This window comes from Lachnospira sp. CLA-JM-H23, from assembly GCF_040096425.1.
In the GTDB taxonomy this organism is placed as follows: domain Bacteria; phylum Bacillota; class Clostridia; order Lachnospirales; family Lachnospiraceae; genus Lachnospira; species Lachnospira rogosae.
This window is the reverse complement of the sequence record NZ_JBBMET010000003.1, coordinates 31,839-47,762: the sequence shown is the minus strand read 5'-3', so window position 1 is coordinate 47,762 and position 15,924 is coordinate 31,839. Positions and strand designations below refer to the sequence as shown.

Genomic DNA, 15,924 nt, shown 5'->3' with positions numbered 1-15,924 from the left:
AACCTCTGTAAAATCCCCCTAAAATTAACTTTTCTTTTTTATTTGACATATAGCTTATTGTATATCATACTATACTTATAGTATATAAGATAGTATATTTCCTGCTATATTACATACCATTAGATAGTACAGTTTAGTGTCATATCAACAACCAATTTTTGATAATAACGGAAAGCTTACTTTATCAAGCTTTCCATTATCTGTTATTTAATACAATTTTTATTGAAATAATCTACCTAAAATATTATATTGTATTGAAAGACTATATCGAAAGGAGATGTCTTTTCCTTAAAGACACAGAATATGAACAAAAAAAATATTATTTTAATTCTTGTAGGAATATTAATTATTTCTATGCGTTTCAACGTAACATTTGGTCATATTAATATTGATGTAACTAATGACTGCGTTGGTTTTCTCTTAATTATAATTGGCGTACTTCCAATGATTAACCGTAACTCCAGATTCAAAAAATCCGGCATTGTTGCTATTGTCGGCTTTATTGCTTCTGTCATCGCACAGGTCATCAACTTTATTGACTGGCAGGAAGCTGCTGGCTCAATGCTTACTATTTCACTTGGAATAACTGTAATATTTGCAATCTATTTTACTTATTATTTTACAGAAGCACTTATTATGGAATCTAATATTCAGGAGAAATCTGCTGTAACACGTAATTATCAAATGACCTGGCTTATTTTATCGGCTGCTGTATTTGCACATTTTATGATATTTGGTTCAACAATTTCTTTATATTCAATACTTGTTGAAGCTCTCGTTGGAATATGTGCTTTATACTACTGCTTCACAGTTTACAGCTCAAGCAAACAGCTTTATGAAGATTAATTTTATGAATATTAATAATGCATTTTTAACAAATTCACTATGCACTAGAAGCGTGCGCAGAAATGAGGCTTAATTATGAAAAAACTCGAAATAATTATACGTCCAGAAAGACTTGACGATTTAAAGGTAATTCTTAACAATAACAACGCTCACGGGCTTATGATTACTAATATAATGGGTTACGGAAGCCAGAAAGGACATAAGCAGGTATACAACGGCGTTGACTTCGGCGGCAACCTGCTGCCTAAAGTAAAGGTTGAATCTATTGTATCTGATGAAACCTACGAACAAATCATTGACCAGATTATCGAAGAAATCAACACTGGTGTATATGGCGATGGCAAAATCTTCGTCTATGAAGTAACTGATGCCATTCGTATTCGTACTGGCGAACGTGGAGAAGATGCTCTTTAGGACTGTCCTGACTATAATAAATAAGAGCTGAAAGCATACCTCCAGCTCTTATTTATTATAGAAGTTTGAATTTACAAACTTTTTTCATAATCTCGAAAGTTCACTATTCACTTTCCTTCTTTATCTTCTCCTACTATACCTTCCGTTACTTTATCCATAAAATCATCCAGCATAGTATCCATCTTATCTTTAATATAGTCATAATTGATTGCATCTGATAATTTAGGACTCTCCAGCTTTTTAACTTCTTTTGCCACAGCTTCCTGACAACACTTACTATCATACCTCCATCCAGCTTGTATTCTACCATTTTCATAATCAAGCTCACCAGTAGTATATGGCAAATCTGAACCACCGTGGGTTCGTGCCTCATCATAATGTTCAATTATTTGTTGCAAATCCAACTTGGCTTCTAAATAATAAGACGGGTCTTCTTGTATTTTCTTAATTACCCCCACATCTATAAATACATTCTTTTTACTTGGATTTCCAAAATCTTTTCCTATTCGTGTATCAACATTATTAAAAAACAGATTTCCTTCATCACTTCTATCTTCCAATATGTAATTAGCTTCTGGAAATTCTGAACATAACATTTCATATATTGTCATTATGTCATTGTTTCCTGCTGTTGAATTTATCTCTACACTATCTGTTTTCTGCTGGTAGATTTTATCAAATTCCAGCTCACTATTAGCTTTACTGCTATTAACTCCACTGTAACTAGTCAATGCACTAAAACTGCCTATTCCGCCTACTGCCATTGAACTTCCTCCTACATTTTTCTAAGTTTTTTAACTGACTTTGTCATTTTATCTTGTTCTCAAGCTGGATTATAACACTTTATATGCCTTTATTTAGGGCAACGATGTTTTTGGTAGATAATTCGACATAATTTGCACATATTAGCTACATAAATGTATTAAAATGCTGCTTTTAAACTCATTATTAATGCAGTCTATTTTATAAGTTCCATTATATTTCTTTACAATTTTATCAATATTACTTATGCCATATCCGTGATTACTTCCCTTGGTGCTGATAATTTTATTATTTTTATAGGTTACTGAATTTTCTAAGCACGAATTACTAACATATATGTATAATATTCCCATCTTATATTCAATTCGTATATTTATGCTTGGTGCTTGCGTTAAAATCGTGCTTTGGACTGAATTATCCAGAAGATTTCCCAATATAATATTCAAATCATATGAACTTATATCCAGCTTATCCGGCACAACAATCTTTGTTTCATATTGGATTTTATTTTCTTTGAATTTACATATATAATAATTAATTATTCCGTCCATTATCTGATTTCCAGAATTGATATATGATGTATTATCGTACACATCATTTTCCAAAGAATTAAGATATTTTTTCACCTCTGCATAATTATTATCCGTCACAAGATATGTAAGTTCCCTTATGTGATGCTTCATATCGTGTTTAATTGCTCTTATATTTCGTTCATTCTGTATATTGTTCTGCATTCTCAGCTCATGCACATCCATTTGCTTCTTTAATGCTTCCATTTCCTGCTGTAATGAATACTGTTCTATCATAGAAAGGTAGAAGAAATACAAAATGACATTTATCAATAAAATTATAAAACTAATCTCTATTACCGTTATATATGCTATCCCCTTATCAATTGATAAAATATATTCAGAAGCAATACTCATAGCTGAAATTATAAGCAGAAAATACCATTTTCCTGCGAATTCATCCTGTATTCTGCCATTATATATTTTCTTTATAATCAATATGACTACATAAAATATCAACAAAGACATAATCATACCTATAACTTCGTTATTTCTGTTTTCTACCGTAACTCCCAATATAAAAGAACATATTATATCTATTGCACAGCATATTCCAAAGTTCATACACGATAATAAGAATTTCTTTTTTAGAGAACCGCTATATACATTGGCAATAGCAAATATTGTCACAAATGTTATTATCATATTTAATATTACGTTATTAAACGTAATATAAACCAGCACTGTTGCAACAAACATAAATCCACTAACCAGATATTTGCGCAGACTATTATTCTTATCAAAAAACACTTGAAAATACTGTACAATAAGTATTGTCCTTACTAACTCCACAAAAACTGATATTATATAATTGTATGTCATAATTTATCCCTCTAACTCACTAAAATATATTCACGCTTTATTCTATTAATCAGCTATTATATTCTAATATTTTCTCATTAAAATAATTGCGGTATGCCCTGCTTATCCCCAGCTCTTTTCCATCATCCATAACCACATAACTGACGTGACATTCCCTCATATGCTTTAAATTTATAATATAAGATTTGCCAATTTCCACAAAATTTAATGGCAGCTTTTTTATTTCATTTTTTAATTGTCCCACATATTGTATTGACTGATTATCCACAAGATTGATAATTATATGCCGTCCCCTGCTCTCAAAATACTTAATATCCATCATCATAACCATATTGGTTTTTCCATACACACAATACTTAAAATGCTTGTTATCCTGCTTATAATATCCACACATTTCATCTATTAAGTTCTCAATTTCATTCTTATCAAATGGCTTTACCACAAAATCATATGGATGTATCTTGAATAATTCCATAGCATATTCTGTCATTGACGATATGTATACAATATTCATTGACATATTTTTCATATAATTCCTTATATATTTACCAAGTTCAATGCCATTGCTGTCCTGAAGCTCTATATCAAGAAACAAAATGTCAATCTTCACCCCATTAGATATATCCTTTTTCAACGCTTCACCTGAGTTCCACACATATATTTCAGCTTCATCATCTTTACATTCAAAAATTTCATTAATGTAATTCTCCAATTCTGAACACGTCAACTGTTCATCGTCACATATCCCTATCCTGTATATCATATTTCTCCCCTCTTTCCTGTATCCTATTGCTTATATTCCCTAATATAAGCAATCCCGCTACTATAGCAATACACAAAACTACAATTAATCCGTAGTCCATTTTTGATAATACAATAAAAATAGCATATAAAAATAACTCTATTATTAAAATAACTCTTATTTTCTTCTTTAAATAGTTCTTTTCTTCTTGGTTCATTTTATTATTAATATTATCGACAGGTGCCAGCCTTAATATAATTAATAATCCCATAATTAATAGAATAATGGAAGGCTCATATATCAAGCCTTCCATATATCATTTCATAATATTACATTTTTATTTTCTTTCCATATCAAATACATATCTGATAAAATCAGCTGCATTTTCCGGATTTCTTGCTGACTGAACAATTCCGTAGCAAGGTCTTTCCATTGTGAGGTCTGTATCCTGTATTCTTGGTGCATCAGATAAATCTACTGCTACTGCACGGGTTTCACCATCTCTTTGCGTATGGTATATTATATAATCCGATAATTGCTCCATTTCTTCATCTGTAAAAAGTTCTGTTAAATCATAGAAGAAGCAGCTCGTATCAAAGCAGAAGTGGTCTATATTTTCATATTCTGACATATACCCATCAAGGTTATTAGTCTGCGACAAAACATATATCTTCTCATTGCTTATCTGTGGGTCCTGGTCGAAAAGCTTTTCTTCAAGCGTATAGCTGTAATCTATATGTATACGCTGTTTCTTGCCGTCTATTCCAAGATAATTAGTAAAACCTGTTGTCAATAAATCATCATCTGTATCGTATCCTGTAATCTTGCCGTCACATACCGCAATATCACATACTCCTTCATAATTATTTCTTCTGTAAGCATTTATAAATGACAATACCACAAGAACAACAGCTATAACCGCCGCAATTGGAATTCTGTAATATTCCCATATATATTGCAGCTTGCCTGTAAACGTAAGTGTTAAGAACTTCTTACGCTGTTCTTTCACCTCATCTTTAATAGAATTACCTTCTGCCATATAGCCTCCTAATACATTACATTTCATTAAACAGCCAGAAACACTGTGGCTTTGCTTTTTATTAATTACTCTTTAATTAATCAACATTTGTTAGTTTATCATACCTTAACGCTTAAAAAAACAGCTTTTATAAACATTTAAGAAATATGCATTAAAAATTCTTTGCTTTTTGTTACATATATAAGTATAATCTGATTTAGTCACTTTCATTATAAATGGAGAATGGAGATATATTATGCGTGGTTTTGGATTAGATGGTAAATTTTTCAGGGGACTCACGAAAGCTGGTGATTTCCTTATACTTGGATTAATAACAGTTATATTCTGTATCCCTGTTATCACAATAGGTGCTTCACTTACAGCTGCATTTTATGCTGGAATGAAGCTTGTTAAAGATGAAGAAAATTATGTGTTTAAAGATTTCTGGAAGTCTTTTAAGACTAATTTTGTCCAGGGATTATTGGTTGAACTTATTATGGGAGTTATCGGACTTCTTTTATTCTTTGATATAAGGGCCTGTGCCTACTGGGCATTCTCATCTGGTTCAATGGCTGGTACTATTTTTATGTACGCTATCGCAGGCTGTGCTCTTGTATTGGCTGGTGTTCTCTTATATTCATTTGCAGTTCTTTCAAGATATGATGATAAAGCAATTACAATTGTTAAGAATTCACTTATATTATGCGTTCATCACCTGCCACAGACATTTATTATGATGATTGCAACATACGGACTTATCCTCTTTTCTTTAAAGTATTTTACTGCATTTATAGTAACTATACCGCTTATTATTTATGTTGACTCATTTATATTCACAAGAATATTTAAGTCATTAGAGAACACTAATGATGAGCGGGCCAGAGAAGCTGAAAAAGAAAAAGCTGAAAAAATAGAAACGGCTAAACAACATAAAGCCATTGATGACAATGTTGACAACACTGCTGTTACTTTAAATGATAATCAGTCAGATGATAGTAACAACTAATTAAAATCACATATATAAATATTCATACCGTCAATGTCCTGTGCATACACTTTAAAGCCAAGCTTGTGTATAAGCGATATTGACGGTTTATTATTCTTATCTATGCAGGAATATAATTTATCTATGCCTAATTCTTCCTTAGCATATTCCATAATTGCACTGCATACTTCGTATGCTATCCCCATATTCTGATAAGGCTTTCCTGTAAGATAACCTATTTCCTGAACATTTTCCCCATCAATGCTTCTATTCTCAATTCCCATACGTCCAACAAGCCTGCCTGTATCTTTAGAATATACCAGCCACATTCCGTACTCAAAGAATCTATACATATTATTAATGTAATTTCTTACAAATTCTTTTTCCTTCTCTAATTCATACAAAGGTTCTATAAACTCACAATCTGCAAGTGTGTCATACAATTCGTACAATTCATCAAGGTCATCAAGACTTTCTTCCCTCACAATAAACCTCTCTGTTTCAAGAATAAATGCTGGAAGCCCCTTCTTTCTTGCATACACCTTCTGACAGTAATAATAATCTATCTCCTCTGGTTCATATATCACATAAGGTGCAGTTCCCACATAATCACACCCAACTCCAATATCTTCCCTTATAATAACTTCCATACCAGCCACATCTCTATTCCCCACACAACATGTACTTATAACTATATCCGTATCCCTGTCATACCCCTCAGAATTATCAAAAATAACCTCAGCCTTTCCTTCCATATTCTCTATAATAGTCCGTTTTTCCTCATCACCTATAATCCTGTCACAATCAAATATATACACTCTTTCCATAACTCACGTATAATCCTCCCAATTGACTTTTACAATAATCCCCATTACAATACATAATATTATCACAGATAATTACAAAACGACCACTATCACTAACCAGCTGTGAAATAAAAATACATTACAAGCTGTGTACTTTTGAAACCGTCGGCACTTAGCGGCTGTCCTTTAGCCGCTTAGTACCGCTACGGTTTCAAGTAGCGCAAGCGTGCCCAGCGGTAATATATTTTTATCTCACAACGTCCGTTAGTCATATTTGCTTTCGTCTTGTAATTATCCCACACATTACACATTATTTTGGAGGTTAATTATGTCTAATCAGAACCCTATTGTAACATTTACAATGGAAAATGGCGACGTTATGAAAGCAGAACTTTATCCAGACGTTGCACCTAATACAGTAAACAATTTTATAAGTCTTGTTAAGAAAGGTTTCTATGACGGACTTATTTTCCACAGAGTTATCGCTGGATTTATGATTCAGGGCGGCGACCCAGAAGGCTCAGGCATGGGTGGTCCTGGATACTCAATCAAGGGTGAATTCAACTACAATGGTGTTGAAAATAATCTTAAGCACTCAAGAGGTGTCCTTTCTATGGCACGTGCACAGCACCCGGATTCAGCAGGTTCCCAGTTCTTTATTATGCACGCTGATGCACCTCACCTTGACGGTCAGTATGCCGCTTTTGGTAAACTTGTTGAAGGTGAAGATGTATTAGACAGCATTGCTTCAATTGATACTGACTGGAGTGACAGACCTAGAACTCCTCAGGTTATGAAGACTGTTACTGTTGATACTTTTGGTGTAGATTACGCTGAACCAGAAACACTCTAATAGTATAATAAAAGCCCGGTATGCTTAATCACAATCATAAATATGATTGCTTTAATCATACCGGGCTTATTTTAAAATCCGACCTATATAAAAAATTTACATAACCTTATTTTATCCTATAGGTCTTATACAATTTTTAAATATATATCTTCTTAGAAGTGTCCGCCTGAACTTCCAGAGTTACCACCGCCAGAGCTTCCACCACTTGAACTGCTCTTTTCAATATGTCTTTTAGTAATTGTTGTATTGATAAATACATCTCTTCTGTCATTCATCTTATATCCGTGGTTCTTAGTATACTCTGTACTGTTCACTGTCATCTTTGACCTGGCACTGCTCATCATTGCCAATACTGCAATAACTGCTACCACAAGTGAGATTAAAATCTTAACTGGCATATAATATGTAAGTCTTGATAACATATTTACATTAAGCTTTCTCTCAATTCCGTTTATGTATTTCTTACAGCCTGCATAATAATCGCCTTCAGCAAGCTTATCCTCCGCACTTTCCCTGATTGAATCCAGACTTGACTGTGAAATGCTGCTCCTTGCTCTTCCTGATGTTACAATTCTGTCTGCTCTTGAAGTCATATCTATTCCATATACAACAGCCTCGCAGTCAGTTCCTGTTTCCTCATAACCATACTGTTCTTCAAGTATTGAACGAAGATAATTATCCATAGGACTATAATCTAAATTCTTGTTCATAGTTATGATAACAATATCAAGCTGACAGTTCTTAGATGCCTTCCTGCACATATCTGTAAGCTTCTGTTCTTCCTCACTTGTCAGAATTCCAGCATCATCTATTACATAGGTCTTATTATCTGTACCCGCATACGCACTCTGTGTTCCTGTTAATACAAACATCATAACCATAACAGCTAATACTGCCATTACAGCCACTTTTAACCAGTTAAAATGTCTTTTTAAATCTACACACATCATATAAACAACAGCCCTCCTATCATTGTAATAATAAGTGTAAGCACAAAAATTCCAATACCATATGTAACGGCTTTTCCTGCACTTATAGGTCTGTCTGCCACTATTTTACCAGTCTGTCCATTAAGATAAAAATGGAATTCCTTATTATTGTATCTGAAATTGAGCATCCACACTGGCAAAAGTGCATATTCGCTGCCCCTGCCATTCATACTTATGCTGTTATTCCTTACTATGACACTTGAATAACCAGTAATTGAATCCCTTGCAATCTGTGTAATGTATGAATCTGCTCTCTTCTTGGCACGGCTCTGTATTTCATCAGCTGTATAATTATATTTTTCTGAAAGATAACCAGATAAGTATGGCATTGCAAAATCTGTAATCTCGCTGTAATTATAAGGCTCTAACATATCCATCTGTTCATCTGGCATTTTCTCTGAAGCATCTGCCGGAATTCTCTGAAATTCTGCTGATACATCTCTATACACATCAAAATGGTCTGTATATGTATATTCTGTATCGCCACGTCTTGTCGTTCTTACCTTATTAGCATTGGCACTCATCATAGTTCTTGCTGAATAATCATACAGCCAGAATGGGACATACACACCACTAATCTTCTCAATTGTACTTTTTCTTGATAATTCCTTTGGTGTAAGCATTCCTTTTTTCAGCCATTTCTTATATATATCTACCGCCTGATCTTTGTTAATCTTAAATGGAATTATTGACTTTGGCCTGAAGCTTCCTTTAAGTCTGTCCTCAACCAATGTGGGATTACCACAATATGAACAAAATGTAGCTGATGTATATTCATCTGCAACAAGTTCTGCTCCACAGCTCTGACAATGATATATCTTCATATTATTATTATCTGCATCATTATCCTGTTCACTGTTATTAAATCCGTAATCACTATTATCTGATGTACTTCCACTTACTTCTTCCATTAAAGAAGCATATTCATCTTCATATGTCTTAACATCTATACTTGTACCACACCTCTTACATTCAAGCTTCTGCAATTCACTTGAGAATTCCATTGCCGCTCCACAATTAGGACACTTGTATATAATTGGCATATCTTACCTCCATTAATTTATGTAATATTATATATGTTCATAATTTGTTCATATTACATTCAATAAGTTTTAACATTATGAACATTCTTTCTTCACTTTTAATCAATATACTTTTAAATATAGAAAATATATCAGACAAGCTGATATATACTAATAAAGCTTATTGACTTTTATAGTTCTTCATAAATATGAGTTGTTAATCATAATGTACAACTCTCCTCCCTCTTTCGATGCCACCCTTAACGGGGTGGCATTTTACGTATTGTGATTATTGATATCATCACTAACTAATACGAAAGAGTTCATTCTCATAAATATCAAGGAATAAGAACCTTATCTTTATATACTTAATCTTCTAACTTAATCTTTTGCATTGATCTCTTATTATTAGTCTTCTATATTACAAAGAATGAAACAATAAGAACAATTATTCCTGCAGCTATCATAATGATTCCAGTTTTCTTGTTCTTCTCATTAGTGGCTTTATCAACCTTAACGCTGTCCCTTAAATCATAGAACAGGTTAAAATTCTTCTTGGCTGTTATGTACTTTGAAAAACCCATAAACGCTACAACAGCACCTACTACAAACATCATAAAACCTATAAATGGAAGATATGAATCTCCCCTGTTACCCTCAATATTATAAAAATCCACATCTGCGGCTATAATATTGGCTAAATAAATAAATTTCCCCATAAATTTCTTTCTCCTTTCGGGTTCTGTATTCCTTTTTTAGATTATACTTCTTTTTAGTATCAATAACAACTTAAATATATTGATTTTATTTTTCAAATTCGCACTATTTGACACTATTTTCTTTGCATTTTATTAGCTTTAATGTATAATGGATAATAAGAGTGGGCATTAAGCAAAGCTATGTCCATATTACATAGTAGGAGGTTAATATTTATGTTAGTTTCAGCAAAAGAAATGTTAGAAAAAGCCAGAGATGGCAAATATGCTGTTGGGCAGTTCAATATCAATAATCTTGAGTGGACTAAAGCGATTCTTCTTACAGCTCAGGAGATGAACTCACCAGTTATCCTCGGTGTATCGTGTGGTGCTGGTAAATATATGACAGGATTTAAGACCGTAGCAAGTATGGTAAGTTCAATGATAGATGATCTTAAGATTACTGTTCCTGTTGCACTTCACCTTGACCATGGAACATATGAAGCTTGTTATGACTGCATTGATGCAGGATTTTCATCAATTATGTTTGATGGTTCCCACTATCCAATTGAAGAGAATATTGAAAAGACTAAAGAACTTGTTAAAATCTGCAAAGAGAAGGGTCTTTCACTTGAAGCAGAAGTTGGTTCAATCGGTGGTGAAGAAGACGGCGTTATCGGTATGGGGGAGTGTGCTGACCCTAATGAATGTAAATCAATTGCTGACCTCGGTGTAACAATGCTTGCTGCTGGTATCGGTAATATCCACGGTAAATATCCTGCTAACTGGCCAGGTCTTAGCTTTGAAACACTTGCCGCTGTTAAAGAAAAGGTTGGCAATATGCCATTAGTATTACATGGTGGTACAGGTATTCCTGAAGATATGATTAAGAAAGCGATCTCTTTAGGTGTTGCTAAGATTAATGTTAATACAGAATGCCAGCTTGCATTTGCTGCTGCAACAAGAAAATATATTGAAGAAGGCAAAGACCTTGAGGGAAAGGGATTTGACCCAAGAAAGCTCCTTGCTCCTGGTAGTGAAGCTATTAAAGAGACTGTTCGCGAAAAGATTAACTTATTCGGTTCAGCTGGAAAGGCATAATTAGCATTACACACAACACACAAGGACTATAATACTATGAATACAACTAACAATAATGATGATTTATTGAATGATGATCCAGAACAATCATCTCGTAGAAATATAACTAAATCAGATGATATGCCCGATTATGAATTAGAAGATCCTGATGATATTCTGAATGATGATGTTGATGATTTTATAGATGAGGATATGGATTATTCAGACAGTAATTCTCCATATGATGAGAATGATGCTGATGCAGTATTTGACAGACAGGAGAAAGATAAAAAGCGTTCTAATATAATAAGACGTATTATTCTTTTAATATCAGTTGCTGTCTTTATATTTGCCGCATACAATCTTATCAACATATTCCTTGCATATCACAAGGCTGATGTAATATATAATGACATTGAACAGAATGTTCTTGATGAAGATTCCCACACTAATGTAATTATCGGTGATGAGGAAGAGGAAGTTGAAGTTCCATTTAAGTATAACCATCAGGCACTTCTTAATATTAATTCTGATGGACTTGGATATATATACATTCCATCTATTGGATGCAGGCTTCCAATGGTTCAGGGTAATGATAATGATTATTACCTTACACATACATTTGACAAGCAATCCAGTGCTAATGGCTGTCTGTTTGAAGATTCCCGCATTAATAGCGGACTTTCTTCAAACCATGTGATTATATACGGACACAATATGCGAAATGGTGCGATGTTTGGCAAGCTTAAAAGTTATGAGAATTCATCGTTCTATAATGGTTCTGGCAACAATGTATTCTATATATACACTGGTAATGTCATTAAACAATATAAAATCTTTAGCTGCTACATAAGTGAAGCTGTAAGTGATACATATACCTTTAACTTCCCTTCTCTTGCTTCTATGCAAAGTTATGCAGCAGATATGAAAGCCAAATCTTTGTATGATACAGGGGTTGATATTTCATCAGCAAGTCAGGTAGTTACTCTTTCTACTTGTACTGATAACGGTGAGAAACGCTTTATCGTACACGGAATGTATATTGGAGAAGCCTCATTAGAGTAGAATTTACTTGAAATTGACTTAGATAATTAATAATTTTAATTTTTTTTATATTTTTTAAAAAAGAACTTGCATTATTATTAATTTTGAGTTATTTTAATTAAAGACGACAGGTAGTTGTCGCTAATCAAATAAGGTAGAACAAAGGCGTTCATATTATACATCTTAATAATGTATATGTGTACGCCTTTTTTAGTTTTACTAATAGAATAATAATCTATGAAAAGGAAGGATGAAAAAGTTATGAGCGAAAAATTCAATGTAGCTGACATCTTCGGCGAGAACGTGTTCAACGACACAGTTATGAAAGAACGTTTACCAAAAAACGTATACAAAAATCTTAAGTTAGCAATAGCAGGTGTACAGGAATTAAATATTACCGATGCTGATGTTATAGCTAATGCAATGAAGAATTGGGCTATCGAAAAAGGCGCAACTCATTACACACATTGGTTCCAGCCTTTGACAGGAACTACTGCTGAAAAGCATGATTCATTTATTTCAGCACCTAATGAAAACGGAAAGGTTCTTATGGAATTCTCTGGTAAAGAATTAATAAAGGGCGAGCCAGATGCTTCATCATTCCCTTCAGGTGGTCTTCGTGCTACATTCGAGGCAAGAGGATATACAGCATGGGATTGCACATCACCAGCCTTCGTTCGTGAAGGTGCACAGGGTGCAACACTTTGTATCCCTACTGCTTTCTGTTCTTATACAGGAGAAGCTCTTGATCAGAAGACACCTCTTCTTCGTTCAATGGATGCTGTTAACGAGCAGGCTTTAAGAATATTAAAATTATTTGGTAACACAACATCTAAGAAGGTTACTCCTTCTGTTGGTGCTGAACAGGAATACTTTATAGTAGATAGAGAAAAATATCTTCAGAGAAAGGATCTTATCTTCTCTGGACGTACATTATTCGGTGCTATGCCACCAAAGGGACAGGAACTTGATGATCACTACTTCGGTTCTATCCGTGAAAGAATTGCTGCATTTATGAAGGATATCAACGAAGAATTATGGAAGCTCGGCGTATCTGCCAAGACTCAGCATAATGAAGTTGCTCCAGCACAGCATGAATTAGCTCCTATATATGCACAGTGCAATATTGCTACTGATAACAACCAGCTTATGATGGAGGTTATGAAGAAAGTTGCTTACAGACATGGTCTTGTATGCCTTCTCCATGAGAAGCCATTTGCCGGAGTTAATGGTTCTGGTAAGCACAATAACTGGTCAATCACAACTGATGATGGTATCAACCTTCTCGAACCTGGCAAGACACCTCACGAAAATATCCAGTTCTTACTTGTACTCGGTGCTGTTATGAAGGCTGTTGATAAACACGCTGATCTTTTAAGAGAATCTGCTTCTGACGTTGGTAATGACCACAGACTTGGAGCTAATGAGGCACCTCCAGCTATTATCTCTATGTTCCTTGGTGAGCAGCTTGAGGATGTTGTTATGCAGCTTATTGATAAGGGTGATGCAACAAGCTCTATCCAGAAGGGTAAGTTAAAGACAGGTGCTTCTACACTTCCTGACCTTAACAAGGATGCTACTGATAGAAACAGAACTTCACCATTTGCATTTACTGGTAATAAGTTTGAATTCCGTATGGTAGGTTCATCAGATTCAATTGCTCCTGCTAACGTAGTTCTTAACACAATCGTTGCAGAAAGCTTTAAGGAAATCGCTGACCAGCTTGATGGAGTAGAAAACTTCGATATGGCTGTTCATGATCTTATCAAGAAGCTCTTTACTGACCATCATAGAATCGTATTTAATGGTAATGGTTACTCAGATGCATGGGTAGAAGAAGCTGAAAGAAGAGGTCTTCCAAATATTAAATCTATGGTTGATGCTATTCCTGCCCTTACTACTCCTAAGGCCGTTAAGCTTTTTGAAAGCTTTGGTGTATTTACAGAGGCTGAATTAAAGTCAAGAGCTGAGATTAAGTATGAAGCTTATGCAAAGGCTATAAACATTGAAGCTAAGACAATGATTGATATGGCTGGAAAGCAGATTATTCCTTCAGTTATTTCTTACACAACAGAGCTTGCTAACTCAGTTCTTACTGTTAAGGAAGCTGGTGCTGATGCTTCTGTTCAGGCTGATTTACTTGCAGAAGTTTCTGGTTACTTAAAGGATATGAAGGCTGCTTATACTAAGCTTATTGATGTTACAGCTAAGGCTGCTGATGTTACTGACATTACAGAACAGGCTAAGTACTTCAGAGATGAAGTTAAGACAACTATGGACGAATTAAGAGCTCCTGCTGATAAGCTTGAAATGATCGTTGATAAGGAATTCTGGCCATTCCCAAGCTATGGTGATCTTTTATTTGAAGTTTAATTAATCTTAATTTAATTAATATCAACTGCATATTTAATACTTAATAAGCAAGTACTTATTTTAATATATATGTTTAATTTATAACATATTTAATTATTAATAAGTACTTGCTTTATAATATGTATTTATCTTAATAATAAAGGATTATAGACTTATAAGACAAAAATGGAGTGTCACAGGAAACAATTCATACAATACGCAGATAACTGATATACTGTTAATACCTGCATAAAGTATCGATTATGTTTCATATGACACTCCATTTTATTAATTATTCACTATCTGATACTGCTTCACCTGTATCCGTACTGTCTCCGTCCGATGATGGGATATCTGGCAGCTCTCCCTGTGCTTCTGTATTATCAGCTACACCCTCAGGGTCATACTCTCCCCCCTCTTTATCCCAGAGTGAATCGTATTCCTTCTGCTTTTTCTTCATTGATGCCATAATCATCTGTGCCTGCTTGGCTCTTGCATACATTTTATCGTCATATTCCATAACCTTCTTTTCATCGGTATATGGAACTTTATCACCGGCACACATTCTTGCAATTGTCGTCATTATCTTGCCGATTGTTGCACCAAGTCCTGTCTCAGGGTCAGCAAGTGCTTTGTCGTTTTCTGTATTTGCTGCTGCACACCACTGCTCCCTAAGCGAGTTAAGAACATTCTCATACTTGTCAAAATCATCAGTTGCTTCCTTATATGAAAGCTCAAGCTCTGCTGCCTTTTGTATCCATTCTTCATCATTGGTACGCTCAGCCTTTTCCTTTGTTTTTTTATATTGCTTATATATGCTGGTCTTCTTGTCCTGTAATTCATTGCGATATGCCTGATAATTTGGTATTGCCTCTCCTAATTTCATACCATTATCCTCCTCATATAATACTTTTGTACCATTTAA

Annotated in this window: 17 protein-coding genes; 7 read left to right on the top strand and 10 right to left on the bottom strand. The window is 34.2% G+C overall.

Annotated features, from left to right (window positions below):
- The first annotated feature begins 303 nt into the window (after positions 1-303).
- Entirely contained in the window at positions 304-846 is a 543-nt protein-coding gene (locus WMO42_RS04715) for a hypothetical protein (RefSeq protein ID WP_090141072.1), read from the top strand.
- Between the two features lie 75 nt (positions 847-921).
- On the top strand, positions 922-1,260 hold the full coding sequence (locus tag WMO42_RS04710) for a P-II family nitrogen regulator (RefSeq protein WP_022501231.1): 339 nt from the start codon (positions 922-924) through the stop codon (positions 1,258-1,260).
- Positions 1,261-1,367: 107 nt separating this feature from the next.
- On the opposite strand, the gene WMO42_RS04705 is transcribed toward WMO42_RS04710, so the two are convergent.
- The 5 genes from WMO42_RS04705 to WMO42_RS04685 all read right to left on the bottom strand — a co-directional run bounded on the left by WMO42_RS04705 (position 1,368) and on the right by WMO42_RS04685 (position 5,194).
- Positions 1,368-2,024, bottom strand: a complete 657-nt coding sequence (locus WMO42_RS04705) for a hypothetical protein (protein ID WP_349191664.1) — start codon at positions 2,022-2,024, stop codon at positions 1,368-1,370.
- A 141-nt stretch (positions 2,025-2,165) separates the two neighbouring features.
- A complete protein-coding gene (locus WMO42_RS04700) occupies positions 2,166-3,413 on the bottom strand; it encodes a GHKL domain-containing protein (protein ID WP_349172754.1) in 1,248 nt (415 codons plus the stop codon).
- A gap of 49 nt (positions 3,414-3,462) precedes the next feature.
- Entirely contained in the window at positions 3,463-4,176 is a 714-nt protein-coding gene (locus WMO42_RS04695) for a LytTR family DNA-binding domain-containing protein (protein ID WP_349191663.1), read from the bottom strand.
- On the bottom strand, positions 4,151-4,468 hold the full coding sequence (locus WMO42_RS04690; RefSeq protein ID WP_349191662.1) for an accessory gene regulator B family protein: 318 nt from the start codon (positions 4,466-4,468) through the stop codon (positions 4,151-4,153). Before WMO42_RS04690 ends, WMO42_RS04695 begins: the two co-directional genes overlap by 26 nt.
- Before the next feature lie 24 nt (positions 4,469-4,492).
- A complete protein-coding gene (locus WMO42_RS04685) occupies positions 4,493-5,194 on the bottom strand; it encodes a hypothetical protein (protein ID WP_022501226.1) in 702 nt (233 codons plus the stop codon).
- Between the two features lie 235 nt (positions 5,195-5,429).
- Here WMO42_RS04685 and WMO42_RS04680 point away from each other — a divergent pair, with 235 nt between their 5' ends.
- Positions 5,430-6,179: a YesL family protein gene (locus tag WMO42_RS04680; protein WP_349191660.1), complete on the top strand. Its 750-nt coding sequence runs from the start codon at positions 5,430-5,432 to the stop codon at positions 6,177-6,179.
- Here WMO42_RS04680 and WMO42_RS04675 read toward each other — a convergent pair.
- Positions 6,176-6,985, bottom strand: a complete 810-nt coding sequence (locus WMO42_RS04675; RefSeq protein WP_349191659.1) for a GNAT family N-acetyltransferase — start codon at positions 6,983-6,985, stop codon at positions 6,176-6,178. The two genes, WMO42_RS04680 and WMO42_RS04675, sit on opposite strands and share 4 nt — an antisense overlap.
- 307 nt (positions 6,986-7,292) lie before the next feature.
- On the opposite strand from WMO42_RS04675, the gene WMO42_RS04670 reads away from it, so the two are divergent.
- Positions 7,293-7,817: a peptidylprolyl isomerase gene (locus WMO42_RS04670; protein ID WP_022501223.1), complete on the top strand. Its 525-nt coding sequence runs from the start codon at positions 7,293-7,295 to the stop codon at positions 7,815-7,817.
- Positions 7,818-7,969: 152 nt separating this feature from the next.
- On the opposite strand, the gene WMO42_RS04665 is transcribed toward WMO42_RS04670, so the two are convergent.
- From WMO42_RS04665 to WMO42_RS04655, 3 genes are all read right to left on the bottom strand, one after another.
- Positions 7,970-8,767 (bottom strand): TPM domain-containing protein, encoded by a 798-nt coding sequence (locus WMO42_RS04665; protein ID WP_116444137.1) that lies wholly within the window; start codon positions 8,765-8,767, stop codon positions 7,970-7,972.
- Positions 8,764-9,849, bottom strand: a complete 1,086-nt coding sequence (locus WMO42_RS04660) for a hypothetical protein (RefSeq protein WP_349191657.1) — start codon at positions 9,847-9,849, stop codon at positions 8,764-8,766. The genes WMO42_RS04665 and WMO42_RS04660 overlap by 4 nt, the downstream gene beginning before the upstream one ends.
- A gap of 395 nt (positions 9,850-10,244) precedes the next feature.
- Positions 10,245-10,547, bottom strand: coding sequence for a hypothetical protein (locus tag WMO42_RS04655; RefSeq protein ID WP_022501220.1), 303 nt, complete (start codon positions 10,545-10,547; stop codon positions 10,245-10,247).
- A 213-nt stretch (positions 10,548-10,760) separates the two neighbouring features.
- On the opposite strand from WMO42_RS04655, the gene fba reads away from it, so the two are divergent.
- The 3 genes from fba to WMO42_RS04640 all read left to right on the top strand — a co-directional run bounded on the left by fba (position 10,761) and on the right by WMO42_RS04640 (position 15,020).
- The gene (gene fba / locus WMO42_RS04650; protein WP_022501219.1) at positions 10,761-11,624 is read left to right on the top strand and encodes a class II fructose-1,6-bisphosphate aldolase; all 864 of its coding nucleotides are present in this window, start codon (positions 10,761-10,763) and stop codon (positions 11,622-11,624) included.
- Between the two features lie 36 nt (positions 11,625-11,660).
- A complete protein-coding gene (srtB, locus tag WMO42_RS04645) occupies positions 11,661-12,668 on the top strand; it encodes a class B sortase (RefSeq protein ID WP_022501218.1) in 1,008 nt (335 codons plus the stop codon).
- Positions 12,669-12,908: 240 nt separating this feature from the next.
- Positions 12,909-15,020 carry a glutamine synthetase III gene (locus tag WMO42_RS04640; RefSeq protein ID WP_022501217.1) on the top strand — a complete coding sequence of 704 codons (2,112 nt, stop codon included), beginning with the start codon at positions 12,909-12,911 and terminating at the stop codon, positions 15,018-15,020.
- Between the two features lie 271 nt (positions 15,021-15,291).
- Here the strand turns inward: WMO42_RS04640 and WMO42_RS04635 are convergent, their stop codons facing one another.
- Positions 15,292-15,885, bottom strand: a complete 594-nt coding sequence (locus tag WMO42_RS04635) for a hypothetical protein (RefSeq protein WP_022501216.1) — start codon at positions 15,883-15,885, stop codon at positions 15,292-15,294.
- Between the last annotated feature and the right edge of the window lie 39 nt (positions 15,886-15,924).

Excerpts from the sequence above, each read along its gene's own strand:
- WMO42_RS04715 (WP_090141072.1), top strand. The coding sequence starts at position 304 with ATGAACAAAAAAAATATTATTTTAATTCTTGTAGGAATATTAATTATT.
- WMO42_RS04710 (WP_022501231.1), top strand. The coding sequence starts at position 922 with ATGAAAAAACTCGAAATAATTATACGTCCAGAAAGACTTGACGATTTA.
- WMO42_RS04705 (WP_349191664.1), bottom strand. The coding sequence starts at position 2,024 with ATGGCAGTAGGCGGAATAGGCAGTTTTAGTGCATTGACTAGTTACAGT.
- WMO42_RS04700 (WP_349172754.1), bottom strand. The coding sequence starts at position 3,413 with ATGACATACAATTATATAATATCAGTTTTTGTGGAGTTAGTAAGGACA.
- WMO42_RS04695 (WP_349191663.1), bottom strand. The coding sequence starts at position 4,176 with ATGATATACAGGATAGGGATATGTGACGATGAACAGTTGACGTGTTCA.
- WMO42_RS04690 (WP_349191662.1), bottom strand. The coding sequence starts at position 4,468 with ATGGAAGGCTTGATATATGAGCCTTCCATTATTCTATTAATTATGGGA.
- WMO42_RS04685 (WP_022501226.1), bottom strand. The coding sequence starts at position 5,194 with ATGGCAGAAGGTAATTCTATTAAAGATGAGGTGAAAGAACAGCGTAAG.
- WMO42_RS04680 (WP_349191660.1), top strand. The coding sequence starts at position 5,430 with ATGCGTGGTTTTGGATTAGATGGTAAATTTTTCAGGGGACTCACGAAA.
- WMO42_RS04675 (WP_349191659.1), bottom strand. The coding sequence starts at position 6,985 with ATGGAAAGAGTGTATATATTTGATTGTGACAGGATTATAGGTGATGAG.
- WMO42_RS04670 (WP_022501223.1), top strand. The coding sequence starts at position 7,293 with ATGTCTAATCAGAACCCTATTGTAACATTTACAATGGAAAATGGCGAC.
- WMO42_RS04665 (WP_116444137.1), bottom strand. The coding sequence starts at position 8,767 with ATGATGTGTGTAGATTTAAAAAGACATTTTAACTGGTTAAAAGTGGCT.
- WMO42_RS04660 (WP_349191657.1), bottom strand. The coding sequence starts at position 9,849 with ATGCCAATTATATACAAGTGTCCTAATTGTGGAGCGGCAATGGAATTC.
- WMO42_RS04655 (WP_022501220.1), bottom strand. The coding sequence starts at position 10,547 with ATGGGGAAATTTATTTATTTAGCCAATATTATAGCCGCAGATGTGGAT.
- fba (WP_022501219.1), top strand. The coding sequence starts at position 10,761 with ATGTTAGTTTCAGCAAAAGAAATGTTAGAAAAAGCCAGAGATGGCAAA.
- srtB (WP_022501218.1), top strand. The coding sequence starts at position 11,661 with ATGAATACAACTAACAATAATGATGATTTATTGAATGATGATCCAGAA.
- WMO42_RS04640 (WP_022501217.1), top strand. The coding sequence starts at position 12,909 with ATGAGCGAAAAATTCAATGTAGCTGACATCTTCGGCGAGAACGTGTTC.
- WMO42_RS04635 (WP_022501216.1), bottom strand. The coding sequence starts at position 15,885 with ATGAAATTAGGAGAGGCAATACCAAATTATCAGGCATATCGCAATGAA.